Raw genomic sequence first — 21425 nt, 5'->3', positions numbered from 1 at the left:
TGCGCGCATGTCAGCGCATAAACGCAATCCATGATTTACGATGCCGAACTGCACAACACGCGCCATATCCAGTCGCTGCGGCTGAATACGCTTATCCGATTGCGGTGGCTCGCGGTTGTCGGGCAAAGCATGGCGACGCTGGTCGTTGCCTTCTATTTCGAGTTTCCAGTTCCGGTTCTACCCTGCTTCATCCTGATCGGGGCTGCGGCGTTCCTCAACACCTATCTGGGTTATACCTATCCGGCGACGCACAGGCTTCTGCCACGCGATGCGGCTTGGATCCTGATTTTCGACGTGCTGCAGCTTGGCGGCCTTCTCTTCCTCACCGGCGGGCTGACGAACCCCTTCTCGGTACTGCTAGCAGTGCCGGTGGTCATCTCGGCCACCACATTGCCCCGTTCCTGGACGGAGCTTCTGGGCATGCTGGTCGTGGGCATCGCGACCGCTCTGGCCTTCTTCCACCTGCCGCTGCCGTGGTTTCCAGGCACGGAACTGCGCATGCCCTTCATCTATATTGCCGGTGTCTGGGTTGCGGTGGTCTCGTCCATCGCCTTTTCCGGCGTTTATGCCTACAGGGTGGCGGAAGAGGCGCGGCTGCTCGCCAATGCGCTGACGGCAACCGAACTGGTTCTGCAGCGCGAGCAGCATATTTCGGCTCTGGACGGGTTGGCTGCTGCTGCAGCGCATGAGCTTGGTACGCCGCTTGCCACGATTGCGCTTGTCTCGCGCGAGATGGAAAAGGCGTTGGGGGACAATCCCGACCTCAAGGATGATGTCGCACTGTTGCGTTCGCAGTCGGAGCGCTGCCGCGAGATCCTGAAACAACTCACGAGCCTGTCTACCGAAAGCGGCGACCATCTGGTGCGCATGACCTTCACCGCGCTGATCGAAGAGACGGTAGAGCCGCATCGTGATTTTGGCATCAGGATTGAAATGGAGCAGGGTGAGTGCGAGGGACGCGAACCGGTTGTCCGACGCAATCCCGGCGTGCATTACGGCTTGGGCAACCTGGTCGAGAACGCGGTCGACTTTGCACGCGAGACGGTAATGCTGCGCTGGTGGTGGAATGAGCGACAGGTTGGACTGACGATCACCGATGACGGGAAGGGATTTCCGCCGGAGATCCTGGAGCGGATCGGCGATCCCTATGTCACCAAACGCGCCAGCGGGCATGGCGGCGGACTGGGTTTGGGCCTATTTATCGCCAAGACCCTTCTTGAGCGTTCCGGCGCGACGATAGTCTTCGCCAATTCCACGGAAGAAGGCAAAGGTGCTAGGGTCGATATCAGCTGGTCGCGTGAAGCGTTCTTCATGAGTCACGGGGGGCTTCCATGGTCGTCCGGTGCGGAGAGCAATCCGCATCCTATAGAGATGGACGGGAAAGCGAGCGAAATATGAGTGAAGTGGAAAACGAGAACGCCATTCCGGGTGACGATCATACGCTTTTGATCGTCGATGACGACAAGCCGTTTCTGACGCGTGTTGCCCGCGCCATGGAAGGCCGTGGCTTTGTGGTGGATACCGCCGATTCCGTGGCGGAAGCGATTGCCAAGGTGAACAGCGCTCCGCCCGCCTTTGCCGTGGTGGATATGCGTCTTGGTGACGGCAATGGTCTGGATGTGGTGTCCGCGCTGCGCGAAAAGCGGGAAGACGCGCGTTCCATCATCCTCACGGGCTATGGCAATATCGCCACCGCCGTAACGGCCGTGAAGCTTGGCGCCATCGATTATCTGTCGAAGCCTGCCGATGCCGATGACATTTTCAACGTGCTGACGCGCAAGCCCGACGAAAAGGCCGAACTGCCGGAGAACCCGATGTCGGCCGACCGTGTGCGCTGGGAGCATATCCAGCGGGTCTACGAGATGTGCGACCGAAATGTCTCGGAAACCGCACGTCGGCTCAACATGCACCGGCGCACGCTACAGCGCATTCTCGCCAAGCGCGCTCCGCGATAGTCTTTAGTCAGCCTTCCGCTTCACCATCAAGTGCGGGAATACTCACGCCGGCCATCTCCGCTGCGGTGATCCGGGATGCGCCGGTGCGCGCAAGCCGCAGCATGAGCGCCTTGCGAGTGGCCGCCGGCAGCTTGTGCTCGGGCGCATCGCGCAGGATTTCCGCGCCATAACCATCTGAAAGCATGAAGCCGCAATCTTCGGGGAATATCTCCTGCGGCACTTCCGGATGCGAGGCGAAGAAGAGCCGGTCGCAGTGCAGGCGATATTCGGGCCATTTGCGGTCCACCTGAAAATCCTCGATCGATGATTTGATCTCGACGATCCAGATCTCGCCCTTTCGGGTAAGGCCCACGAGGTCGGCGCGCCTGCCCGTGGCGAGCGTCACTTCCGGTATGGAGACGGTGCCAAGCTGCACGAAAAGGCGCTGCACGCCACGACGGATGATGAGCGCGCGTTCGGACTGGCGACCATCGGCAAGCGGGTTGGTGGCATGAGGGCTGATAATTGGCATGGATGCAAAAATGGCAGGCTTTGGCTGAAGATGAAAGCTTCAGCCCCGCCCCTTGTCTCAAGCTCGTGACAGGATCAGATCGTGAAGCCTTCGCCGAGATAGAGGCGGCGGACATCGGCATTGGCCACGATGTCCTGCGGCTGGCCGTGGGTGAGCACCTGACCGGCATGGATGATATAGGCGCGGTCGATGAGACCGAGCGTCTCGCGCACATTGTGATCGGTAATCAGCACACCGATGCCGCGTGCCGTCAGATGGCGCACGAGCTGCTGGATATCCGTTACCGCGATGGGGTCGATACCGGCGAAGGGCTCGTCGAGCAGCATGAAGTTGGGCTTAGAGGCCAGTGCGCGGGCGATCTCGAGGCGGCGACGCTCGCCACCGGAGAGCGCGACGGAAGGCGACTTGCGCAGATGGCTGATGGAGAACTCTTCCAGAAGCGCATCCAGCGTCTTTTCACGCTCCTTGCGGCTTTTCTCGACCACTTCGAGAATGGCGCGGATGTTTTGCTCCACGGTCAAGCCACGGAAGATCGAAGCTTCCTGCGGGAGATAGCCGATGCCAAGCCGCGCGCGGCGATACATGGGCATGGAGGTGACGTCATAGCCATCGATCTGGATCGTGCCCTGATCGACGGGGACAAGGCCAGTGACCATGTAGAAGCAGGTGGTCTTGCCCGCACCGTTCGGACCCAGCAGGCCGACGGCCTCACCTGCGCGCACGCCGAGCGAGACACCGGAGACGACCTGACGGCTCTTGTAGGACTTCGTCAGCCCGCGCGCGATGAGCGTGCCCTTGTATTTGCGCAGGGCCTCCTCGGATGGCGGCGGCGTCGCGTCATTCTGCGGCAGGAGACGTTTGAGCATCAGGCGGAAAATCTTCAGCGATTGCGGGATTCGGGCGTCAGCAACATTTTCACCCGGCCACCGGCGCCGGAGCCGCCGCAGCTGTCAAGCCGAGCCTGGCCATTGCGCATCTGAACGGTGAGCTTGCAGCCGGTGATGACATTGTCGCCTTCCGACAGCACAACCTCGTCGCCGGACATTACCAGCACCTCGGTGTCCATGTCGAAAGTGCCCCGATCGCCGGTAGCGACCTGCGTCTCGGACTTCACATAGATACCGCCTTCGACTTCAAGTCGGTCGATATCGGCGCTGCCGGTCGTGGCGGAGCCGCCATCGGATTTGTAGAAGACCTTCATGCGACCGGCCTTCATGACCGTTTCGCCCTGCACGACCGACACATTGCCGGTGAAGGTGGCAAGGCTCTGGTTTTCATCCACCTCGAAGCGATCGCTCTCGATCTGGATTGGCTGATCGCCGGAGAGTTTCAGGCCCGTCATGCGCTCGGTCTGCGCAAGAGCCGAAGTGCCCGCGGCAGACAGGACCAAGAGAGCCGCCATTGCGATGCGTGCTGTTGCGTTTGCCACTGACTTCACTCTCCCCCTCGCCGAACCTTTTGCGGATCCACTATTACGCGAACCCTGTCCTCGAAGACCAGCACTTTTCCGCCATCGTCGGCGCTGAAGCGGTCGGCGCGGATCGAGAGGCCTTCCATGTTGATTTCAACTGGCTTGTCGCTTTTCAGCGAACCTTTCGCCACATCCACATCTGCAGACTGGAGGCGGGCGGAAATACCGTTGGTCGTCTCAAGCTCAATCGTCTGGTTGAGGGTCAAGGCATTGCCGCTGCGGTCGAAGCGGCCTTCGCTTGCGGTTATGACGGCTTGATCGCCATCCTCGAAGGGGACCGTCGCAGTAATCTCTTCCAGATCGATTGCGGCCGTCTCGCTGCCGATTTGCTGGCGCGCGCGTGCTGCCGTCATAGTATAGGGCAGATTGTTGCGGGTGAAGCCTTCCAGCGTCGGGTTGGACATCACCAGCTTGCCATCCTTGATCGTCGCCGAGCCAAGATCCACATCCCCGCCGGCCACCGATGACAGCATGCTGTAGCCTACGAAAAGCAGGACGCAGCCACTTGCGACGGCCGGGAGGAACCATTTGAGCATGCGAACACGCCGGGAATGGGTCTGCGCGCGCACGAAATCCTGCGCGCCGCGATCGGCACGGCGAATGGCATCGCTGCGCATATGCTCGGTTCTGGCGTGGCCAGCGCTCATTCACACAATCTCCTGGCGCGTTCGCTGAAAATGGATTGCGGGCGCCGTTTCCGCCGTTCAGTGCCGGGGTCGTCGGGAATTGACAGTTCAATATGGCCATTCTTGGATTGAGGGCAAGGCATTGGGCAGCCACTAAAGGTTTTGGCAGTAGCCCGGCGCGACCAACTCGTCTAAAAGACGCCTCTTCGAAGTTCCGCCACCGGCACAAGAGAGGCATATGGCATGGCATCCTTGAGCGCAGACGAGCTGATCGACCGCAGACGCATTCGCAGGAAACTGACCTTCTGGCGCGCGGCAACGATCATCATCCTGATCATCAGCCTGTTCGTGCTGGTGCGCTGGATGCTCGGCGACCGCGTGGCTGCCACACCGCACATCGCGCAGATCCGCATCGAAGGCACGATCACCGAAGACGAGAAACTGCTGGATCGGCTGGAGGACATTCGCCGCTCCAAGGCCGTACGCGGTGTGATCGTGACGGTGGATTCTCCCGGCGGCACCACCGCTGGCGGCGAAGCCATCTATGAGGAAATCCGCCTGATTGCGCAGGAAAAGCCTGTTGTGGCGCAGGTGGGCACCCTTGCGGCGTCTGCTGGCTACATGATTGCGAGTGCTGCCGATCACATCGTCGCGCGACAGTCCTCCATTGTCGGCTCCATCGGCGTGCTCGTGCAGCTACCCAATCTGACCGGACTGATGGAAAAGCTCGGGATCGGCGTTGAAGAAGTGAAATCGAGCCCGCTCAAGGCCGAGCCTTCTCCCTTTAACGAGACGACGGACGAAGAGCGCGCCATGATGCGCGCCATGATCATGGACAGCTATGACTGGTTCGTGGATCTGGTGACGGAGCGTCGCCCGCTGTCGCGCGAGGAAGTGCTGACGCTGGCCGATGGATCGGTCTTCACCGGCCGCCAGGCCGCGCAAGCCAAGCTGGTAGATGCTTTGGGCGGCGAGCGTGAAGCCAAGCAGTGGCTGGTCGAGAAAGGACTCGACGAGAACCTGCAGGTGGTGGAGTGGAGGCCGCGCAGTGACGATGTCTCGCTCTTCATGCCGGAGATCGCTTCGCGCTGGCTGGCGCGGGTTCTGGGTTACTCCACCGAGGAGCAGCTTATCCGCGCATTGGGAGCCGAGCGCATCTTTCTTGACGGTCTCGTGTCGGTCTGGCAACCTGACGCCTCCCGTGCACTGGACTGAAAAATACAGCAAAACCATTCAGATAGTGGGCCACTCAAGCGGCGGAAAACTGAAAACATGATCAAGTCCGAGCTGGTACAGACAATCGCCAACAGGAATCCGCATCTGTTTCTGCGCGATGTCGAGAACATCGTGAATGCCATTTTCGACGAGATCGGAGAGGCACTGGCCGAAGGCAATCGCGTCGAACTGCGCGGCTTCGGCGCATTTTCGGTGAAGAACCGGCCCGCCCGCACCGGACGCAACCCGCGCACGGGTGAATCCGTTTATGTTGAAGAGAAGTGGGTTCCCTTCTTCAAAACCGGCAAGGAACTGCGCGAGCGGCTGAACGGCGGCAGCGAATAAGCCTCGGCAGAAGTTCAAAGGACCAAGAAAGAGGCCATGGCCAAACGTATTCTGACAGTGGTGGTGCTCGTACCGCTTGCGATCATCCTCATCGCGCTTGCCGTGGCAAATCGCGCTCCGACCGCCTTTACCTTCGATCCTTTCAACCCCGGCAATCCGGCGCTGACCATCAGCCTGCCGCTCTTTGCATTGCTCTTTCTGGCGCTGATCATCGGCATGTTCATCGGTTCGATGGCTACCTGGTTCCGCCAGGGGCGCTATCGGCGCATCGCGCGCCAGCGTAACGCCGAGGTGGAGAAGCTGAAGAAGCAGACACCGCCGACCGAGCAGAAGGCCGACACCAAAGGCGCGTTGGTTCACCGCGCGGCCTGATAGCCGTCCGCCCATCGATCCTGCCGTTCTGGCGATGCAATGTTTGCCGCGCGACTTTGTTGCGCGGGAAGCCTTGGCTGTGGCAGATGGGAGTGGACACTTTCACCGGATCTGACCGGAGCCAAGCTTGAAGCCCAATCCGAAAAATGCAGGCGCGAAGCGCAAGCGTGACGGCAAGAAGCCTGCGCGGGCTCAGTTGCCGCGCGAGCGGACCCCGCGCAAGGAACAGTCCCATGAAACCCCGCGCCAGAATGTGGAGCGCATACCGCGTCGCGACGGCCCGCTGCCGGATGAGAAGCTGCCGCTGATCCTCGAGGTTCTGCCTAACGAGAATTACGCGCTACTGGATTCGGGCGACGGTCAGAAACTCGAACAATATGGCCCCTATCGCATTGTCCGCCCGGAGAACCAGGCACTCTGGCGCCCGGCCCTGCCCGACATCGAATGGGAAAAAGCGGACGCTGTCTTTACCGGCGACACGGATGAGGAAGGCATGGGGCGCTGGCGTTTTCCGCGCACGCCGCTCGGCGAGACCTGGCCGATGCGTCATGACGGCATCGACTATGTCGGCCGCTTCACCTCATTCCGTCACGTTGGCGTCTTTCCAGAACAGGCGACCCATTGGAGCCATATGGCCAAGCTGGTCGAGGATGCGCGGCGGCCGGTAAAGGTGCTCAATCTTTTTGGATATACCGGCCTCGCCTCGCTTGTCGCCGCGCGCGCGGGCGCACAGGTGACGCATGTGGATGCGTCCAAGAAGGCAATTGGCTGGGCGCGGGAGAACCAGGAAATGGCCGGCCTTTCGGACCGACCCATCCGCTGGATCTGCGAAGACGCCATGAAGTTTGCCGAGCGCGAGGCGCGCCGTGGCAACGGCTATGACATCATCCTGCTTGACCCGCCCGCCTATGGCCGGGGGCCGAAGGGCGAGGTCTGGCAATTGTTCGACCATCTGCCGAAACTGGTTGAGACCTGCCGCAGCATCCTCTCGCCGAACGCGCTCGCAATGGTGCTGACCGCCTATTCCATCCGCGCCTCCTTCTTCGCGATGCATGCGGTGATGCGCGACAGCTTCATCGGCATGGGCGGGCGCGTGGAATCGGGTGAGCTGGTCATTCGGGAGAAGGCCGCTGACCGCGCGCTTTCGACCTCGCTTTTCTCCAGATGGGTGGCGAAATGAGCTCTTCCCGCGAGACACGCGCGCCCGGCCAGGTGAAGGAGGTTACCAGCCTCTCAAACCCTATCGTCAAAGACATCAAGGCACTGGCGCTGAAGAAATTCCGCGACCGCGAGCGCAGCTTCATGGCCGAGGGGCTGAAGCTGGTGCTTGATGCGATGAACAATGGCTGGACCATCCGCACACTTGTCTATGCAAAGGCCGGACGGGGCAATGCAGCGGTCGAAAAGGCTGCAGCTCGCACCGTGGCCTCCGGCGGGCTGGTTCTGGAAGTCAGCGAGAAGGTCCTGTCGTCGATCACGCGCCGCGACAATCCACAAATGGTGGTTGGCGTCTTCGAGCAGCGCTATCACCGGCTGGACGATGTTACGTCGGCAAGGGGTGACGTGTGGGTGGCGCTTGACCGTGTGCGCGACCCGGGAAATCTCGGCACGATCATTCGTACGGTCGATGCCGTTGGCGCGAAGGGCGTGATCCTTGTCGGCGACTGTACTGACCCCTTCTCGCTGGAGACGGTGCGCGCGACCATGGGCTCGCTCTTCAGTGTGCCGCTGGTGCGCACGGATGAAGAGCGCTTCCTTAAATGGCGGGAAAATTATCCGGGCATGATGGCAGGCACGCATCTGAAAGGATCGGTCGACTATCGCAGCATCGATTATTCCGACAAGCCGATGCTTCTCCTGATGGGCAACGAGCAGAAAGGACTGCCGGACAGTCTGGCGGAGCGCTGCGACAGGCTTGTGCGCATTCCCCAGGCCGGACGCGCGGATTCGCTCAATCTCGCCGTGGCGACGGGAGTGATGTTATACGAGATTCGGCGCGATGCGCTGCCGATCGAGAGCCAGGAGACGAAATGACCCGCCGCCAGATCGCCTTTGCGAGCCTGCTTGCGCTGATCGCGCTGCTGATCGACCAGTGGGTCAAACAGCTCGTGCAGACGAATTTGCCACTGCATGAGCGCGTGGACCTGATGCCCTATCTCTCGCTCTATCACTCGCACAATACGGGTGTTGCATTCTCGATGCTTTCGGGCGTTGGGGGCACGTGGTTGAGTATCCTGACGCTCGTTGTTCTGGGCTTCATCCTCTATCTCGCGCTCAAGACGCATGCGCATCAGAGGCTGGCGCAGTTCGGCTTCGCGTTGATTGTCGGTGGGGCGCTCGGCAACCTGGTTGACCGCACGACGCTTGGCTATGTGGTGGACTATATCTACTTCCATACGCCATCATGGTCATTCGCCGTTTTCAATCTTGCCGACGCCTTCATCACCATCGGCGCGGGACTTGTCATACTCGAGGAGATCATCGGCTGGCTTCGCGGAGGACACGAACCGGCCGAATAGAAGCGGAGGGACCCATGAGCACCAGCTTCAAGGCCGTTCTCATCACCAGGGATGATGACGGCGCGCAGCAGGTTCGCCTGTGCGAGATGAGCGAGGCGGATCTCATGGATGGCGATGTAACCATCGCCGTTGCCGCATCCAGCCTCAATTACAAGGACGGGCTTGCCATTAGCGGCAAGGCGCCGGTCGTGCGCCGGTTTCCCATGGTTCCCGGAATTGACCTCGCCGGCACGGTGTTGAGCTCGGCTCATCCCGCATGGCGGGAAGGCGACCGGGTGATCCTCAACGGTTTTGGAGTGGGTGAGACGCATTATGGCGGGCTTGCCGAACGTGCGCGGGTGAATGGCGACTGGCTGGTGCCGCTTCCCGACGGATTTACGGAAGTCCAGGCAATGGCGCTTTGCACTGCTGGCTATACCGCCATGCTGTGCGTGATGGCGCTGGAGCGCCACGGAATATCACCCGACCGCGGGCCGGTCGTGGTATCGGGCGCGGCCGGTGGCGTCGGGTCGGTTGCTGTCGGTCTTCTGGCAGAGCTCGGCTATGAGGTTATTGCCTCAACCGGTCGCGCGGAAACGCATGACTATTTGCGTGATCTGGGGGCGATGGAGATTATCGCACGCGATGAGCTTTCCGGTGAAGGCAAGCCGCTTGCGAAAGAGCGCTGGGCGGGCGGCATTGATGTTGCGGGCGGCCACACGCTGGCCAACATGCTCTCCGCAACGCGCTATGGCGGGGCCGTGGCCGCCTGCGGACTGGCCGAAAGCATGGCGCTTCCCGCCTCGGTTGCCCCCTTCATTCTGCGCGGCGTCTCACTGCTTGGCGTCGATTCGGTGATGGCGCCCGTTTCGCTGCGGCTGGAAGCCTGGCGCAGGCTGGAAAACCTGATCGACCGGGACAAGCTGGCGGCGGTTTCGACGACTATCCCGCTTGGCATGGCCATTGAATCGGCGCCTGAAATCGTTGCAGGCAATGTGCGCGGGCGACTGGTGGTCGAGACAAGGTTAAGCGACAGCTAAGACACTCGCTCAAATACCTCAACCGATCCAAAATCTTCTCTAATCGCCGGGCGTTATCGTGCCTGCCATGACAAGGGCGGGTGTAATTCAACGACTGGAGCGAGCCTGGGCACAGGCCAGCAAAGCGGCGGGACAGCCGCTTACCAAGCCGCTCATCTATGGTGAGCAGCAGCACTCTTCCTTTTCGGCAAAGGCATTGGTCTTCATCGCCTTCAGCAATCTTGCCCTTGCCGGGCTTGCCTATCTGACAGAAGCATCGCCCGCCGTTATTGGTGGGCTCCTGCTGGTAACCTTCCTGGCGGTCGGCTTTTCCTTCACCAAGAATCGCGGCCAAGGCATTGCGGCGGAAGAGCGCCGCGCCATGCAGCAGAATGCGGTGCAGATGGAAGAGCTCGCCGACCGCATGTGGGAGATGCGCGAAAGCGAGCAGCGTTTCTACGGCCTTCTGGAAGGTCTTGGCGACCTTGTCGTTCACCGCGACCGTGACGGGCGCATACTCTATGCCAACAAGGTTCTGGGCGACCTTTTGGGCATGGAGATCGAGAAGGCAATCGGCAAGACACTTAGCCAGCTTGGCATCGAGATACCGGTCGTGCCTGAAGCAGCTTTCGCCGATGGCGACAGCATCAGTTCCACCGATGTTTCAGTACGTACGGGTCGGGGCCTTCGCTGGTTTGCCTGGACCGAGCTTTCCATGCGCGATGGCGACAGCGGTGAAGCATCGCATTGGGCGATTGCACGTGATATCACGGCGCGCAAACTCGCCGAAACGGCGCTCGTGAATGCGCGCGAGCGCGCAGAACATGCAAGCCAGGCGAAGTCACGCTTCCTTGCAACGGTCAGCCACGAAATCCGCACGCCGATGAACGGCATCATGGGAATGGCAACGCTGCTGGCCGATACGCCGCTCACGCAGGAGCAGCGGACCTATGTAGGAGCCATATCCACCTCGTCCGGCGCGCTTCTTGCCCTGATCGAGGATCTTCTGGACTACTCCAAGATCGAGGCAGGCAAGCTGGAGCTCGAGGCACAGAAGATGGATGTGCGCGAGCTGGTGGAAAGCATTGTCGAGCTGATGGCAACGCGTGCCTTTGCCAAGGATATCGGCCTTGGCTGCCATATATCGCCTCTGGTGCCGGAATTCGTGAATGCCGATCCGGGTCGGCTGCGGCAGGTGCTTTTGAACCTGCTTGGCAATGCGATCAAGTTCACCGAGACAGGCGGCGTGCTGTTGACCGTGATCCCCTCGCAGAAGGATGGCAAGCCTGCCCTCTCCTTCCGCATCGAGGACACGGGTCCCGGCTTCGAGCAGAGTGCGCTTGAACGCATCTTCAAGGAGTTCGAACAGGCCGACAGTGGCTCCACACGCCGGCACGGCGGAGCAGGACTTGGCCTTGCGATCACTCGTCGCCTCGTGGAAGCGATGAAGGGGCGCATCGTTGCGGAGAGTTCACCCGGAGAAGGTGCAACCTTCACGGTGACCCTGCCGCTTGAGGGCGAAGCCGATGAAGAGGCGAAAAGTGCGGCCAGGTCACTTGCCGGCTATCATGTGGGCATATTCGCCCGCCACGAGATGGAGGCTGAAGCCCTGTCGCGCAGCGTGCGCGCCCATGGCGGACGCTCCAGCATCATCGATCCGACCGCCATCTCCACGGCGCGTCGCGAGGAAGGCCTGGACGCATTGATCGTGGATGCTTCCCTTGAACGCGAGGACAGGTCGTGCCTGCGCAAATTGCGCGAGCGGGGCTGGGTGGCCAGGCGCAACATCACGCTCATCGCGCCAGCCGAGCGCGGACGGCTGGCAAGCTTCCGGGCCAATGGTTATGGCGCGTTTCTTGCCCGCCCGGCGCGTACACGTACCATGCTGCGCATGCTTTTGAGCGAGACGCCCAACCGGCCAAGCGAAGTGCCTGCGCCAAAGGAAAGCCGCAAAACGAGGCGCGGAGTCCATACCGGCCTTCATGTTCTGGTGGCCGAGGATAACGAGATCAACGCGCTGCTGGCTCGCTCCGCCCTCACACGCGCCGGTCACCGGGTGGAAGTTGTCACCAATGGACGTGCAGCACTCGAAGCGCTGACCAAGCAATCGCGCCCCTATGACATCGTGTTGATGGATCTGCACATGCCGGTTCTGGACGGGCTGGACGCGATTGCCGGTGTCAGGCGCTTCGAGGAAGAGACGGGCATGGCACCAATCCCCATCCTCGTTCTTTCGGCAGACAGTCAGGAACAAACCCGCCAGGGCGTGCTGGCCCATGGTGCCAGCGGATTCGTCTCAAAGCCGCTTGATCCCGACAAGCTGCTTCTCACGCTCGAAACGCATATGGCAGCATAGGCTGCCCACAAATGAACATGAGCCGGCCAGCCTCTTGTCATGCTACTGTCGCAGCCCGATATTATTTCCGCCCCATCGAGATGCGGCGGAGAATCAAGAGATGCAAGGCCTGATCCTGAGAAACGCAGTGAAGCCTGACGCTCAATTGGCGGTCGCGTTGACGGCCAAGAGCAGCCGTGACGTGCTTGGCCAGATCGGCTCACTGATGGTGCGCCTTGCTGCCAGCGACGAAGAACTGCGCGCCGCCCAGAAGCTGCGCTACGATATTTTCTACCGGGAAATGGGCGCGTCTCATGCAGACCCCTCCGCGATGGAAGAGCGGGATTCGGATCGTTTCGACGCGGTTTGCGACCATCTTCTGGTGATCGACAGCACCCTGCCCGGCTCCACCTGCGACCAGATTGTCGGCACCTACCGCATGCTGCCTCAGGACATGGCCGGAACTGCCGGCGGATTTTATTCCGAGGACGAGTTCGAGCTCGGAGCGCTTGTGGCGCGTCACACGGGCCGCCGCTTCCTCGAACTTGGCCGTTCATGCGTTTTGCCGGCTTATCGCTCCAAGCGCACGATCGAACTCTTGTGGCAGGGTATCTGGGCCTATTGCCGTAGGCACGATATTGACGTGATGACCGGCTGCGCATCATTCCCCGGTACGGTGCCTGCCGCTCATGCCGAAGCACTATCCTTCCTGCATCACTTTGCACGGGCCGAAGGCGCGTGGGCGGTGCGCGCGCATGAGCAACGTTTCTCCACCATGGATCTCATGCCCGCGGAAGCGGTAAACATGAAGGCTGCTCTTGCCGCGCTGCCGCCGCTCATAAAAGGCTATCTGCGCCTTGGCGCAAAATTTGGAGAAGGCTGCGTGGTCGACCGTGATTTCGGAACCACCGATGTTCTTGTCGTGCTGCCGGTGGAAGCGATCTCGCAGCGTTATCTTTCGCATTTCGGCGCAGAGGCCGAGCGCTTCGCCGCCTGAGACAAGCGGCGAAGCCTTGAGCTCACGTCATTGGCCGGCGCTATAGGCTGCGATGGCGGCCATGTTCACGATGTCGGAATCCTTCGCGTTCAGCGACACGATCTGTACCGGCTTGTTGAGGCCGACCAGAAGCGGGCCGATGACGGTGGAGCCGCCGAGCTCCTGCAGCATCTTGGTGGAGATGGATGCGGAGTGGAAGGCGGGCATGACCAGCACATTGGCCGGGCCTGACAGGCGGCAGAATGGATATTCGCGCATCAGGCTTGCATTGAGCGCGACATCTGCGGCCATCTCGCCATCATATTCGAAGTCCACGCGGCGCTTGTCGAGGATCTTAACCGCCTCCTGAACCCGCTCGGAACGCTCACCCGCCGGATGACCGAAGGTTGAATAGGCAAGCATCGCGACACGCGGCTCGTAGCCCATGCGCCGTGCCTGGCCTGCGGCCTCCTCGGCGATATCGGCAAGTTCCTCGGCGTTGGGCATGTCATGCACGGCCGTATCAGCAACCAGCACGGTCCGGCCGCGGCAGAGCGCCAGCGACACGCCGATGACGGGGTGACCCGGACGCGCATCGATGCAGCGGCGTACATCATCAAGCACGGTGGAGTAGTTGCGGGTCACGCCGGTCACCATGCCGTCCGCGTCGCCCAGTGCCACCATGGTGGCGGCGAAATGGTTGCGGTCATTGTTGATGAGGCGCTGGCAGTCGCGGAAAAGGTATCCCTTCCGCTGCAAGCGCTCATAAAGATAGTCGGCGTAGATCGCATTGCGGCGTGACAGCCGCGCATTGATGATCTCGATGCCGGGCTTGGACAGATCAACGCCGGCATTATGCGCCATTTCGCGAATGCGCTCTTCACGGCCAAGCAGGATGGCCGTGCCGAGCCGCTGGTTCACATAGGCGACGGCGGCGCGCATCACCTGTTCCTCCTCGCCCTCGGCGAAGACGATGCGCTTGGGCTGGCGGCGCACACGGTCATAGATGCGCTGCAGGGTCGAGACGATCGGGTCGCGGCGGGCGGACAGCTCGTGCGCGTATTTCTCCAGATCCACAATGGGGCGGCGTGCGACGCCCGTGTCCATTGCCGCCTTTGCCACGGCCACGGGGATGGCCGAGATAAGGCGCGGATCGAAGGGCACGGGGATGATGTAGTCCGGCCCGTATTTCGGCCGGTTGCCGCGATAGGCAGCGGCCACGTCGTCCGGCACATCCTGGCGCGCCAATTCGGCCAGCGCCTGGGCCGCGGCGACCTTCATCTCGTCATTGATGGTGGTTGCCCGTACGTCGAGCGCGCCGCGGAAGATATAGGGGAAGCCCAGGACGTTGTTGACCTGGTTGGGATAATCCGACCGCCCGGTGGCCATGATGGCATCGGTTCGGATTTCCGAGACCTCTTCCGGAGTGATTTCCGGATCGGGATTGGCCATGGCGAAGATGATCGGGTTCTTGGCCATGGACTGGACCATCCTGGGCGTCAGTGCGCCCTTGGCGGACAGGCCGAAGAAGACATCGGCACCTTCAACGGCTTCGGCCAATGTGCGCTTGTCCGTCTCCACCGCATGGGCCGACTTCCACTGGTTCATGCCCTCTTCGCGGCCCTTGTAGACAACGCCTTTCGTATCGCAGAGGAGCACGTTTTCAGGCGTGAAGCCGAGGGACTTGGCGAGCTCGATACAGGCAATGCCGGCTGCGCCCGCGCCGTTGCAGACAAGCCGTGTCGATTTCATGTCGCGGCCGGTCAGATGCAGCGCGTTGATGAGGCCCGCGACGGCGATGATTGCGGTTCCGTGCTGGTCGTCGTGGAAGACGGGAATGTCCATCAATTCGCGCAGGCGCTGCTCGATGATGAAGCATTCGGGCGCCTTGATGTCTTCCAGATTGATGCCGCCGAAGGAGGGGCCGAGCAGGCGCACGCAATTGATGAATTCGTCGGCGTCTTCCGTGTCGACCTCAAGGTCGATGGAATCGACATCGGCGAAGCGCTTGAAGAGAACTGCCTTGCCTTCCATCACCGGCTTGGAGGCCAGCGCGCCGAGATTGCCAAGGCCAAGAATGGCCGTGCCGTTGGAAATGACAGCGACCGTGTTGCCGCGTGTCGTATAGTCAAAGGCGCGAGCGGGGTCTTCGGCGATGGCCTTTACCGGCACGGCAACACCCGGTGAATAAGCCAGCGACAGATCGCGCTGGGTTGCCATCGGCTTTGTCGGCGTGATCTCCAGCTTGCCGGGCCGGCCCATGGCGTGGAAATCCAGTGCCTCCTGCGGGCTGACGGACGGGCCCTGTTCTTCCGACTTGTTGTTTTTCGCCATGATAGATGCTCTCTCCCCGGGGTATCCTGCGGCTTTCTGTGGAGTTTTGCCGAAGCCTCGTGAATAAGGCTACACTCGGCCGCCGTAAATGCTCAAGAAAGACGCAAGACCTTTAAATGCCGAGGGGCGCGAGTTGAACGACGAGACGCCATTCCGCAAGGCAGGTGCGAAGCCCGTGACAAACACTTCGACTGCCGGCGCGACGCCGATGATGCAGCAGTTCATCGAGATCAAGGCAGCGAATGCCGATTCGCTGCTGTTTTATCGCATGGGCGATTTCTACGAGCTGTTCTTCGAGGATGCCGAGATCGCCAGTCGTGCGCTTGGCATCACGCTGACCAAGCGCGGCAAGCACAATGGTGACGACATCCCCATGTGCGGCGTGCCCGTTCACGCCGCTGACGATTATCTCCAGCGCCTGATCGGACTCGGACATCGGGTGGCCGTCTGCGAGCAGATGGAGGACCCGGCGGAAGCGAAAAAGCGCGGCTCCAAGGCGGTGGTGAAGCGCGACGTGATCCGGCTGGTCACGCCCGGCACCATTACCGAGGAAAAGCTGCTTGATCCCGCGCAAGCCAATTATCTGATGGCGCTTGGCCGCGTGAAAGGTGATGAAGACGCGCTGGCGCTCGCCTGGATCGACATTTCAACCGGCGTCTTCCGCGTGACATCCACCAATCCGGAACGGGCGCTTGCCGACATTCTGCGTGTCGATCCGCGCGAGCTGGTGGTCGCCGAGCCCGTGTTTCACGACGAGAAACTGCGTCCCGTGTTCGACGTGCTTGGCCGGGTGGTCAATCCGCAGCCTGCGACCTTTTTCGATTCCTCCAGTGCCGAAAGCCGCCTCTCGCGCTTTTACGGCGTGGCCACGCTCGATGGTTTCGGCCAGTTTTCGCGCGCCGAGCTTTCCGCCATTTCCGGCGCGGTGGCCTATGTCGAGAAGACGCAGGTTTCCGAACGACCACCGCTGGGTGCGCCCGAACGCGACGAGGAAGGCAAAAGCCTCTTCATCGACCCGGCCACAAGGGCCAATCTGGAGCTGGCACGCACGCTTTCGGGCAATCGCGACGGCAGCCTACTGAAAGCCATGGATCGCACGGTGACGGGTGCGGGCGGTCGGCTTCTTGCCGAACGGCTGATGTCGCCGCTTACAGATCCGAAGGAAATTTCCGCGCGCCATGATGCGGTCGCTTTCCTCTTGCGTGAAAGTGCGCTTCGCGGCGCATTGCGGGATAATCTGAAGGGCGTACCCGATATTGCGCGGGCTTTGTCGCGCCTGGCCTTGAACCGAGGTGGCCCGCGTGATCTCGGCGCATTGGCAACAGGCCTTTCCGCAGCGTTCGAGATCGCGCGACTTGCCAAGGGGCGCGAGCTGCCGGCGGAGCTGGCAAAAGCCTTCGCGGCTCTCGGGCGGCTTCCGGCCAATCTGGCGGGACATCTGGAGCGGGCGCTTGCCGACGAGCTGCCGCTTCTCAAGCGCGATGGCGGTTTCGTGCGGGCGGGCTATCACGACGAGCTCGACGAGATGCGCGCACTGCGCGACGAATCGCGGCGTGTGATCGCGGGTATGGAGCGTGACCTTGCGGCCGAAACCTGCATCCGCTCGCTGAAGATCCGGCACAACAATGTGCTGGGCTACTATATCGAGGTGACGGCGCAGAATGCGGGAGCGCTGACCGAGACGCCGGAAGCGAAGGCACGGTTCATCCACCGCCAGACCATGGCCAATGCCATGCGCTTCACCACGACGGAGCTGGCGGAGCTTGAGACGCGGATTGCCAATGCAGCAGATCGCGCGAATGCCATCGAGCAAGGCATATTCGACCAGCTTGTCGCGGAGGTCGTGGGCGAAAGCGACGCCCTTCGATCTGGCGCGCAGGCACTGGCGGAACTTGATGTCTATGCGGGCCTCGCGACGCTTGCGGAAGCGGAAAACTATTGTCGCCCCATAGTGGATGACAGCCTCGACTTCTGCATCAAGGGCGGTCGCCATCCGGTGGTGGAACAGGCGTTGCGCAAACAGGTAGCCGATCCCTTCGTTGCCAATGACTGCGACCTGTCGCCCTTCAATGGCGAGAAGAATGGCGCGATCTGGCTTCTGACCGGGCCGAATATGGGCGGTAAATCGACCTTCCTGCGCCAGAACGCGCTTATCGCCGTCATGGCGCAGATGGGGTCTTTCGTGCCGGCACGTGAGGCGCGGCTTGGGGTCGTGGACCGGCTTTTCAGCCGCGTTGGTGCCTCGGACGATCTGGCGCGCGGGCGCTCCACCTTCATGGTCGAGATGGTGGAAACGGCGGCTATCCTCAATCAGGCCAGCGAGCGCTCGCTCGTCATACTCGACGAGATCGGGCGAGGCACCTCGACCTTTGACGGGTTGTCTATTGCCTGGGCGGCGGTTGAATATCTGCACGAGAAGAACCGGTGCCGGGCGCTGTTTGCCACGCATTTTCACGAGATGACCGCACTTTCTGAAAAACTTGCGCGTCTGACGAATGTCACCATGCGGGTGAAGGAGTTCGAGGGTGACGTCATCTTCCTGCACGAGGTGGCGCGCGGTGCCGCGGACCGGTCCTACGGTGTGCAGGTGGCGCGGCTTGCCGGCCTGCCTGCTGCCGTCGTCGAGCGCGCAAGAGAGGTTTTGGGCGAACTCGAGCAGGGCGAGACTACCGGCAAGGCCGCAAGGCTTGTCGATGATCTGCCACTCTTCAACGTGCAGGCACGGGCAACACCCGCGAAGCCTGCGGGCGCCGACAAGCTGTTGCAAGCGCTGTCGGGCATCAATCCCGACGAAATGACGCCGCGAGAGGCTCTGGACGCGCTTTACCGGCTGAAGGCCGAGGTCGAGACAAAAGCCTGAAACGTGCCATTTCACGTAGGCTGCAAAACACGCTATAGACGCCGCAGATTGGTGCCGACGCACCTGAACTGCAGAGGCGCGAATGGCCCGGATACCGCTCAAGCTCGACCAGATCATCGATAGCGCAAAACTGCGTGACGACCTGCAGGAACTGGCGAAGGCGGGCGCAGACCGGCCCGAGACGCGTGCGGAAGTTCTCAAGCTTCTGAAGCAGACACTTGCGACAGGCCGTGAACGCGCCGAGGCCATGCTTTCCGAAGATGGAGGCGGAACAGCCTGCGCCACGCGGCTTTCCCACCTGATGGACCAGATCGTCTGCGCGCTTTTCGATTTCGCGGCGACTCATGTCTACCCGGCGGAGAACCGATCCACGGCGGAGTGGATGGCCGTCATCGCGGTTGGTGGCTATGGCCGCGGCACGCTGGCGCCGGGCTCGGATGTCGATCTGCTTTTCCTGTTGCCCTACAAGCAGACACCATGGGGCGAGCAGGTCGCCGAATACATGCTCTACATGTTCTGGGACATGGGGCTGAAGGTCGGCCATGCCACACGCAATGTGGATGAGTGCATCCGCCTGTCGCGCACCGACATCACGATCCGCACCGCGGTTCTGGAATCACGCTTCATCTGCGGGGATGCGGGGCTTAACGACCAGCTTCTCACCCGCTTCGACGAAGAGGTGGTGAAGGATACGGGTGCCGAATTCATCCAGGGCAAGCTTGCCGAGCGCGACACGCGCCACCAGAAGGCCGGCGAAAGCCGCTATCTGGTGGAGCCGAACATCAAGGACGGCAAAGGCGGGCTGCGCGACCTGCACACGCTGTTCTGGATCGGCAAATATTATTACCGCGTGCGCGAGGCCGAGGAACTGGTCAACAAGGGCGTGTTCACGCGGCGGGAATATCTGCAGTTCCGCAAAGCGGAAGACTTCTTCTGGGCGGTGCGCTGCCACCTGCACTTCCTGACTGGCAAGGCCGAGGAACGGCTGATCTTCGACGTGCAGCGCGATATCGCCGAACGGCTTGGCTATACCAGCCATCCCGGGCTTTCGGCTGTCGAGCGTTTCATGAAGCACTACTTCCTGAACGCCAAGGCGGTGGGTGACCTGACGCGCATCTTCTGTGCGGCACTGGAAGAAGAGCAGGCCAAGCATGTGCCGGGCTTCAACCGCATCTTTCCGACCTTCACGCGGCGCAAGCGCAAGCTGCCGGGCACCAGCGACTTCATCATCGACAATCACCGGATCAATGTCGCCCATGAAGGGGTCTTCGAGCAGGACCCGGTCAATCTGGTACGGCTGTTCTGGTTCGCCGACCGACACGGGCTTGAATATCACCCGGAGGCGCTGAAGCTTCTGACACGCTCGCTGAAGCTCATCGACCGCAATCTGCGGCGTGACGAAGAAGCCAATGCGCTGTTCATGGACATCCTCACCTCGACGCGTGATCCGGAGCTTAATCTGCGCCGGATGAACGAGGCGGGTGTGCTGGGCAAGCTCATCCCCGAGTTCAACAAGATCGTGGCGATGATGCAGTTCAACATGTACCACCATTATACGGTGGACGAGCATCTCTTGCGCTGCATCGGCGTACTCGCCGAGATCGATCACGGGGACGGACAGAAGAACCATCCGCTCGCAAGCGAGATTTTCCCAAGCCTCAGACAGTGGCGGCGAGTGCTCTATACGGCACTGCTTCTGCACGACATTGCCAAGGGGCGGCCTGAGGACCATTCGGTCGCCGGTGCGCGCATTGCCAAGCGGCTCTGCCCGCATATGGGGCTCGACAAGACGGAGACAGAGCTTGTCACCTGGCTGGTGCAGGAGCACCTGACCATGTCGATGATTGCACAGACGCGCGATCTCAATGACCGGAAGACCATTCAGGACTTCGCGGATATCGTGCAATCGGTCGACCGGCTGAAGCTGCTTCTGGTGTTGACGGTCTGCGACATCCGCGGCGTGGGTCCAGGCGTGTGGAATGGCTGGAAAGGCCAGCTTCTGCGCACGCTTTATTATGAAACCGAACTACTCCTGACCGGCGGTTTCTCTGAAGCTTCCCGCGCTACCCGTGCCGACCAGGCGCGTGAGGAGCTGGTGCAGGCTCTTTCCGAAGCCGGGTGGCAGGAAAGACAGGCGCAGGATTATGTGAAGCTGCATTACCAGCACTACCTATTGGCCGTGGATCTGGAAAACCGTGTGCGGCATGCCGAGTTCATCCGCAAGGTGGATGAAGAGGCCAAGCCGCTGGCAACCATGGTCAAGCCACACACCTTCGAGGCGGTGACGGAGATAACAGTGCTGGCACCCGACCACCCTCACCTTCTCTCGGTGATCACGGGGGCCTGCTCGGCTGCGCAGGCCAATATCGTGGACGCACAGATCTTCACCACCACAGACGGGCGCGCACTCGACACGATCCTGATCAATCGCGAATTCGAATATGACGATGACGAGCGGCGGCGGGCGCAGCGCGTTGGCCAGCTCATCGAAGATGTTCTGGCTGGCAGGACCTATCTGCCGGAAGTGATTGAGAAACGCGGCAAGACGAAGCGTGCTGCAAAAGCCTTCCGCATCGAGCCGCGGGCCGAAGTGAAGAACACGCTGTCCAACCGGTTCTCGGTCATCGAGGTGGAGTGTCTGGACAGGCCGGGCCTGCTGTCCGAAGTAACCGGGGCCATCTCGTCGCTCTCGCTCGACATCGCGTCTGCGCATATCACGACCTTCGGCGAGAAGGTGATCGATACATTTTATGTTACCGACCTGACCGGCCAGAAGATCGTCAATCCGGACCGTCTTGACGCCATTCGCACCACGCTTGTCGACACGCTTGCAAACGGCTTTCAGCGCAGAAGCAGCCGTTCATCCAATTCAGCCACGACTACAGCTCAATAATCCCCCTCCACGGAA

18 protein-coding genes are annotated in these 21425 nt (G+C 61.3%); 13 read left to right on the top strand and 5 right to left on the bottom strand.

Annotated features, from left to right (window positions below; all coding sequences use genetic code 11):
* The first annotated feature begins 30 nt into the window (after positions 1 to 30).
* Entirely contained in the window at positions 31 to 1398 is a 1368-nt protein-coding gene (locus WA367_RS04455; RefSeq protein ID WP_336055596.1) for an ActS/PrrB/RegB family redox-sensitive histidine kinase, read from the top strand.
* Positions 1395 to 1955 (top strand): ActR/PrrA/RegA family redox response regulator transcription factor, encoded by a 561-nt coding sequence (locus WA367_RS04450; RefSeq protein WP_336055595.1) that lies wholly within the window; start codon positions 1395 to 1397, stop codon positions 1953 to 1955. Before WA367_RS04455 ends, WA367_RS04450 begins: the two co-directional genes overlap by 4 nt.
* A 7-nt stretch (positions 1956 to 1962) precedes the next feature.
* On the opposite strand, the gene WA367_RS04445 is transcribed toward WA367_RS04450, so the two are convergent.
* The 4 genes from WA367_RS04445 to lptC form a co-directional block, all read right to left on the bottom strand.
* A complete protein-coding gene (locus WA367_RS04445; protein ID WP_336055594.1) occupies positions 1963 to 2466 on the bottom strand; it encodes an MmcB family DNA repair protein in 504 nt (167 codons plus the stop codon).
* A gap of 74 nt (positions 2467 to 2540) precedes the next feature.
* On the bottom strand, positions 2541 to 3332 hold the full coding sequence (lptB, locus tag WA367_RS04440) for an LPS export ABC transporter ATP-binding protein (RefSeq protein WP_336055593.1): 792 nt from the start codon (positions 3330 to 3332) through the stop codon (positions 2541 to 2543).
* A 14-nt stretch (positions 3333 to 3346) separates the two neighbouring features.
* Positions 3347 to 3868, bottom strand: a complete 522-nt coding sequence (locus WA367_RS04435) for an LptA/OstA family protein (protein WP_336056034.1) — start codon at positions 3866 to 3868, stop codon at positions 3347 to 3349.
* 32 nt (positions 3869 to 3900) lie between these two features.
* Entirely contained in the window at positions 3901 to 4584 is a 684-nt protein-coding gene (gene lptC, locus WA367_RS04430) for an LPS export ABC transporter periplasmic protein LptC (RefSeq protein ID WP_336055592.1), read from the bottom strand.
* A 222-nt stretch (positions 4585 to 4806) separates the two neighbouring features.
* On the opposite strand from lptC, the gene sppA reads away from it, so the two are divergent.
* The 9 genes from sppA to WA367_RS04385 all read left to right on the top strand — a co-directional run bounded on the left by sppA (position 4807) and on the right by WA367_RS04385 (position 13344).
* A complete protein-coding gene (sppA, locus tag WA367_RS04425; RefSeq protein ID WP_336055591.1) occupies positions 4807 to 5778 on the top strand; it encodes a signal peptide peptidase SppA in 972 nt (323 codons plus the stop codon).
* A gap of 57 nt (positions 5779 to 5835) precedes the next feature.
* Entirely contained in the window at positions 5836 to 6123 is a 288-nt protein-coding gene (locus WA367_RS04420; RefSeq protein WP_036483315.1) for an integration host factor subunit beta, read from the top strand.
* Between the two features lie 36 nt (positions 6124 to 6159).
* Positions 6160 to 6495: a lipopolysaccharide assembly protein LapA domain-containing protein gene (locus tag WA367_RS04415; protein ID WP_336055590.1), complete on the top strand. Its 336-nt coding sequence runs from the start codon at positions 6160 to 6162 to the stop codon at positions 6493 to 6495.
* Positions 6496 to 6748: 253 nt separating this feature from the next.
* Positions 6749 to 7675 (top strand): class I SAM-dependent rRNA methyltransferase, encoded by a 927-nt coding sequence (locus WA367_RS04410; protein ID WP_336056033.1) that lies wholly within the window; start codon positions 6749 to 6751, stop codon positions 7673 to 7675.
* Entirely contained in the window at positions 7672 to 8529 is an 858-nt protein-coding gene (locus WA367_RS04405) for a TrmH family RNA methyltransferase (RefSeq protein ID WP_336055589.1), read from the top strand. Before WA367_RS04410 ends, WA367_RS04405 begins: the two co-directional genes overlap by 4 nt.
* Positions 8526 to 9014, top strand: coding sequence for a signal peptidase II (gene lspA / locus WA367_RS04400; protein ID WP_336055588.1), 489 nt, complete (start codon positions 8526 to 8528; stop codon positions 9012 to 9014). Before WA367_RS04405 ends, lspA begins: the two co-directional genes overlap by 4 nt.
* Positions 8900 to 10033 (top strand): acrylyl-CoA reductase (NADPH), encoded by a 1134-nt coding sequence (gene acuI, locus WA367_RS04395; RefSeq protein ID WP_442935537.1) that lies wholly within the window; start codon positions 8900 to 8902, stop codon positions 10031 to 10033. Before lspA ends, acuI begins: the two co-directional genes overlap by 115 nt.
* 67 nt (positions 10034 to 10100) lie before the next feature.
* The gene (locus WA367_RS04390; RefSeq protein WP_336056032.1) at positions 10101 to 12368 is read left to right on the top strand and encodes a PAS domain-containing hybrid sensor histidine kinase/response regulator; all 2268 of its coding nucleotides are present in this window, start codon (positions 10101 to 10103) and stop codon (positions 12366 to 12368) included.
* Between the two features lie 100 nt (positions 12369 to 12468).
* Positions 12469 to 13344: a GNAT family N-acetyltransferase gene (locus tag WA367_RS04385; RefSeq protein WP_336055586.1), complete on the top strand. Its 876-nt coding sequence runs from the start codon at positions 12469 to 12471 to the stop codon at positions 13342 to 13344.
* 27 nt (positions 13345 to 13371) lie between these two features.
* Here the strand turns inward: WA367_RS04385 and WA367_RS04380 are convergent, their stop codons facing one another.
* Positions 13372 to 15657 carry an NADP-dependent malic enzyme gene (locus WA367_RS04380; protein WP_336055585.1) on the bottom strand — a complete coding sequence of 762 codons (2286 nt, stop codon included), beginning with the start codon at positions 15655 to 15657 and terminating at the stop codon, positions 13372 to 13374.
* 88 nt (positions 15658 to 15745) lie between these two features.
* On the opposite strand from WA367_RS04380, the gene mutS reads away from it, so the two are divergent.
* Both mutS and WA367_RS04370 read left to right on the top strand, forming a co-directional pair.
* A complete protein-coding gene (gene mutS / locus WA367_RS04375) occupies positions 15746 to 18517 on the top strand; it encodes a DNA mismatch repair protein MutS (protein WP_442935536.1) in 2772 nt (923 codons plus the stop codon).
* Between the two features lie 82 nt (positions 18518 to 18599).
* Positions 18600 to 21410 (top strand): [protein-PII] uridylyltransferase, encoded by a 2811-nt coding sequence (locus WA367_RS04370; protein WP_336055584.1) that lies wholly within the window; start codon positions 18600 to 18602, stop codon positions 21408 to 21410.
* Positions 21411 to 21425 lie beyond the last annotated feature (15 nt).

The sequence above is a fragment of the Nitratireductor sp. CH_MIT9313-5 genome, assembly GCF_037029545.1.
Classification (GTDB): Bacteria; Pseudomonadota; Alphaproteobacteria; order Rhizobiales; family Rhizobiaceae; genus Chelativorans.
The sequence above is the reverse complement of the archived record's forward strand: the minus strand, read 5'-3'. Positions and strand labels throughout refer to the sequence as shown.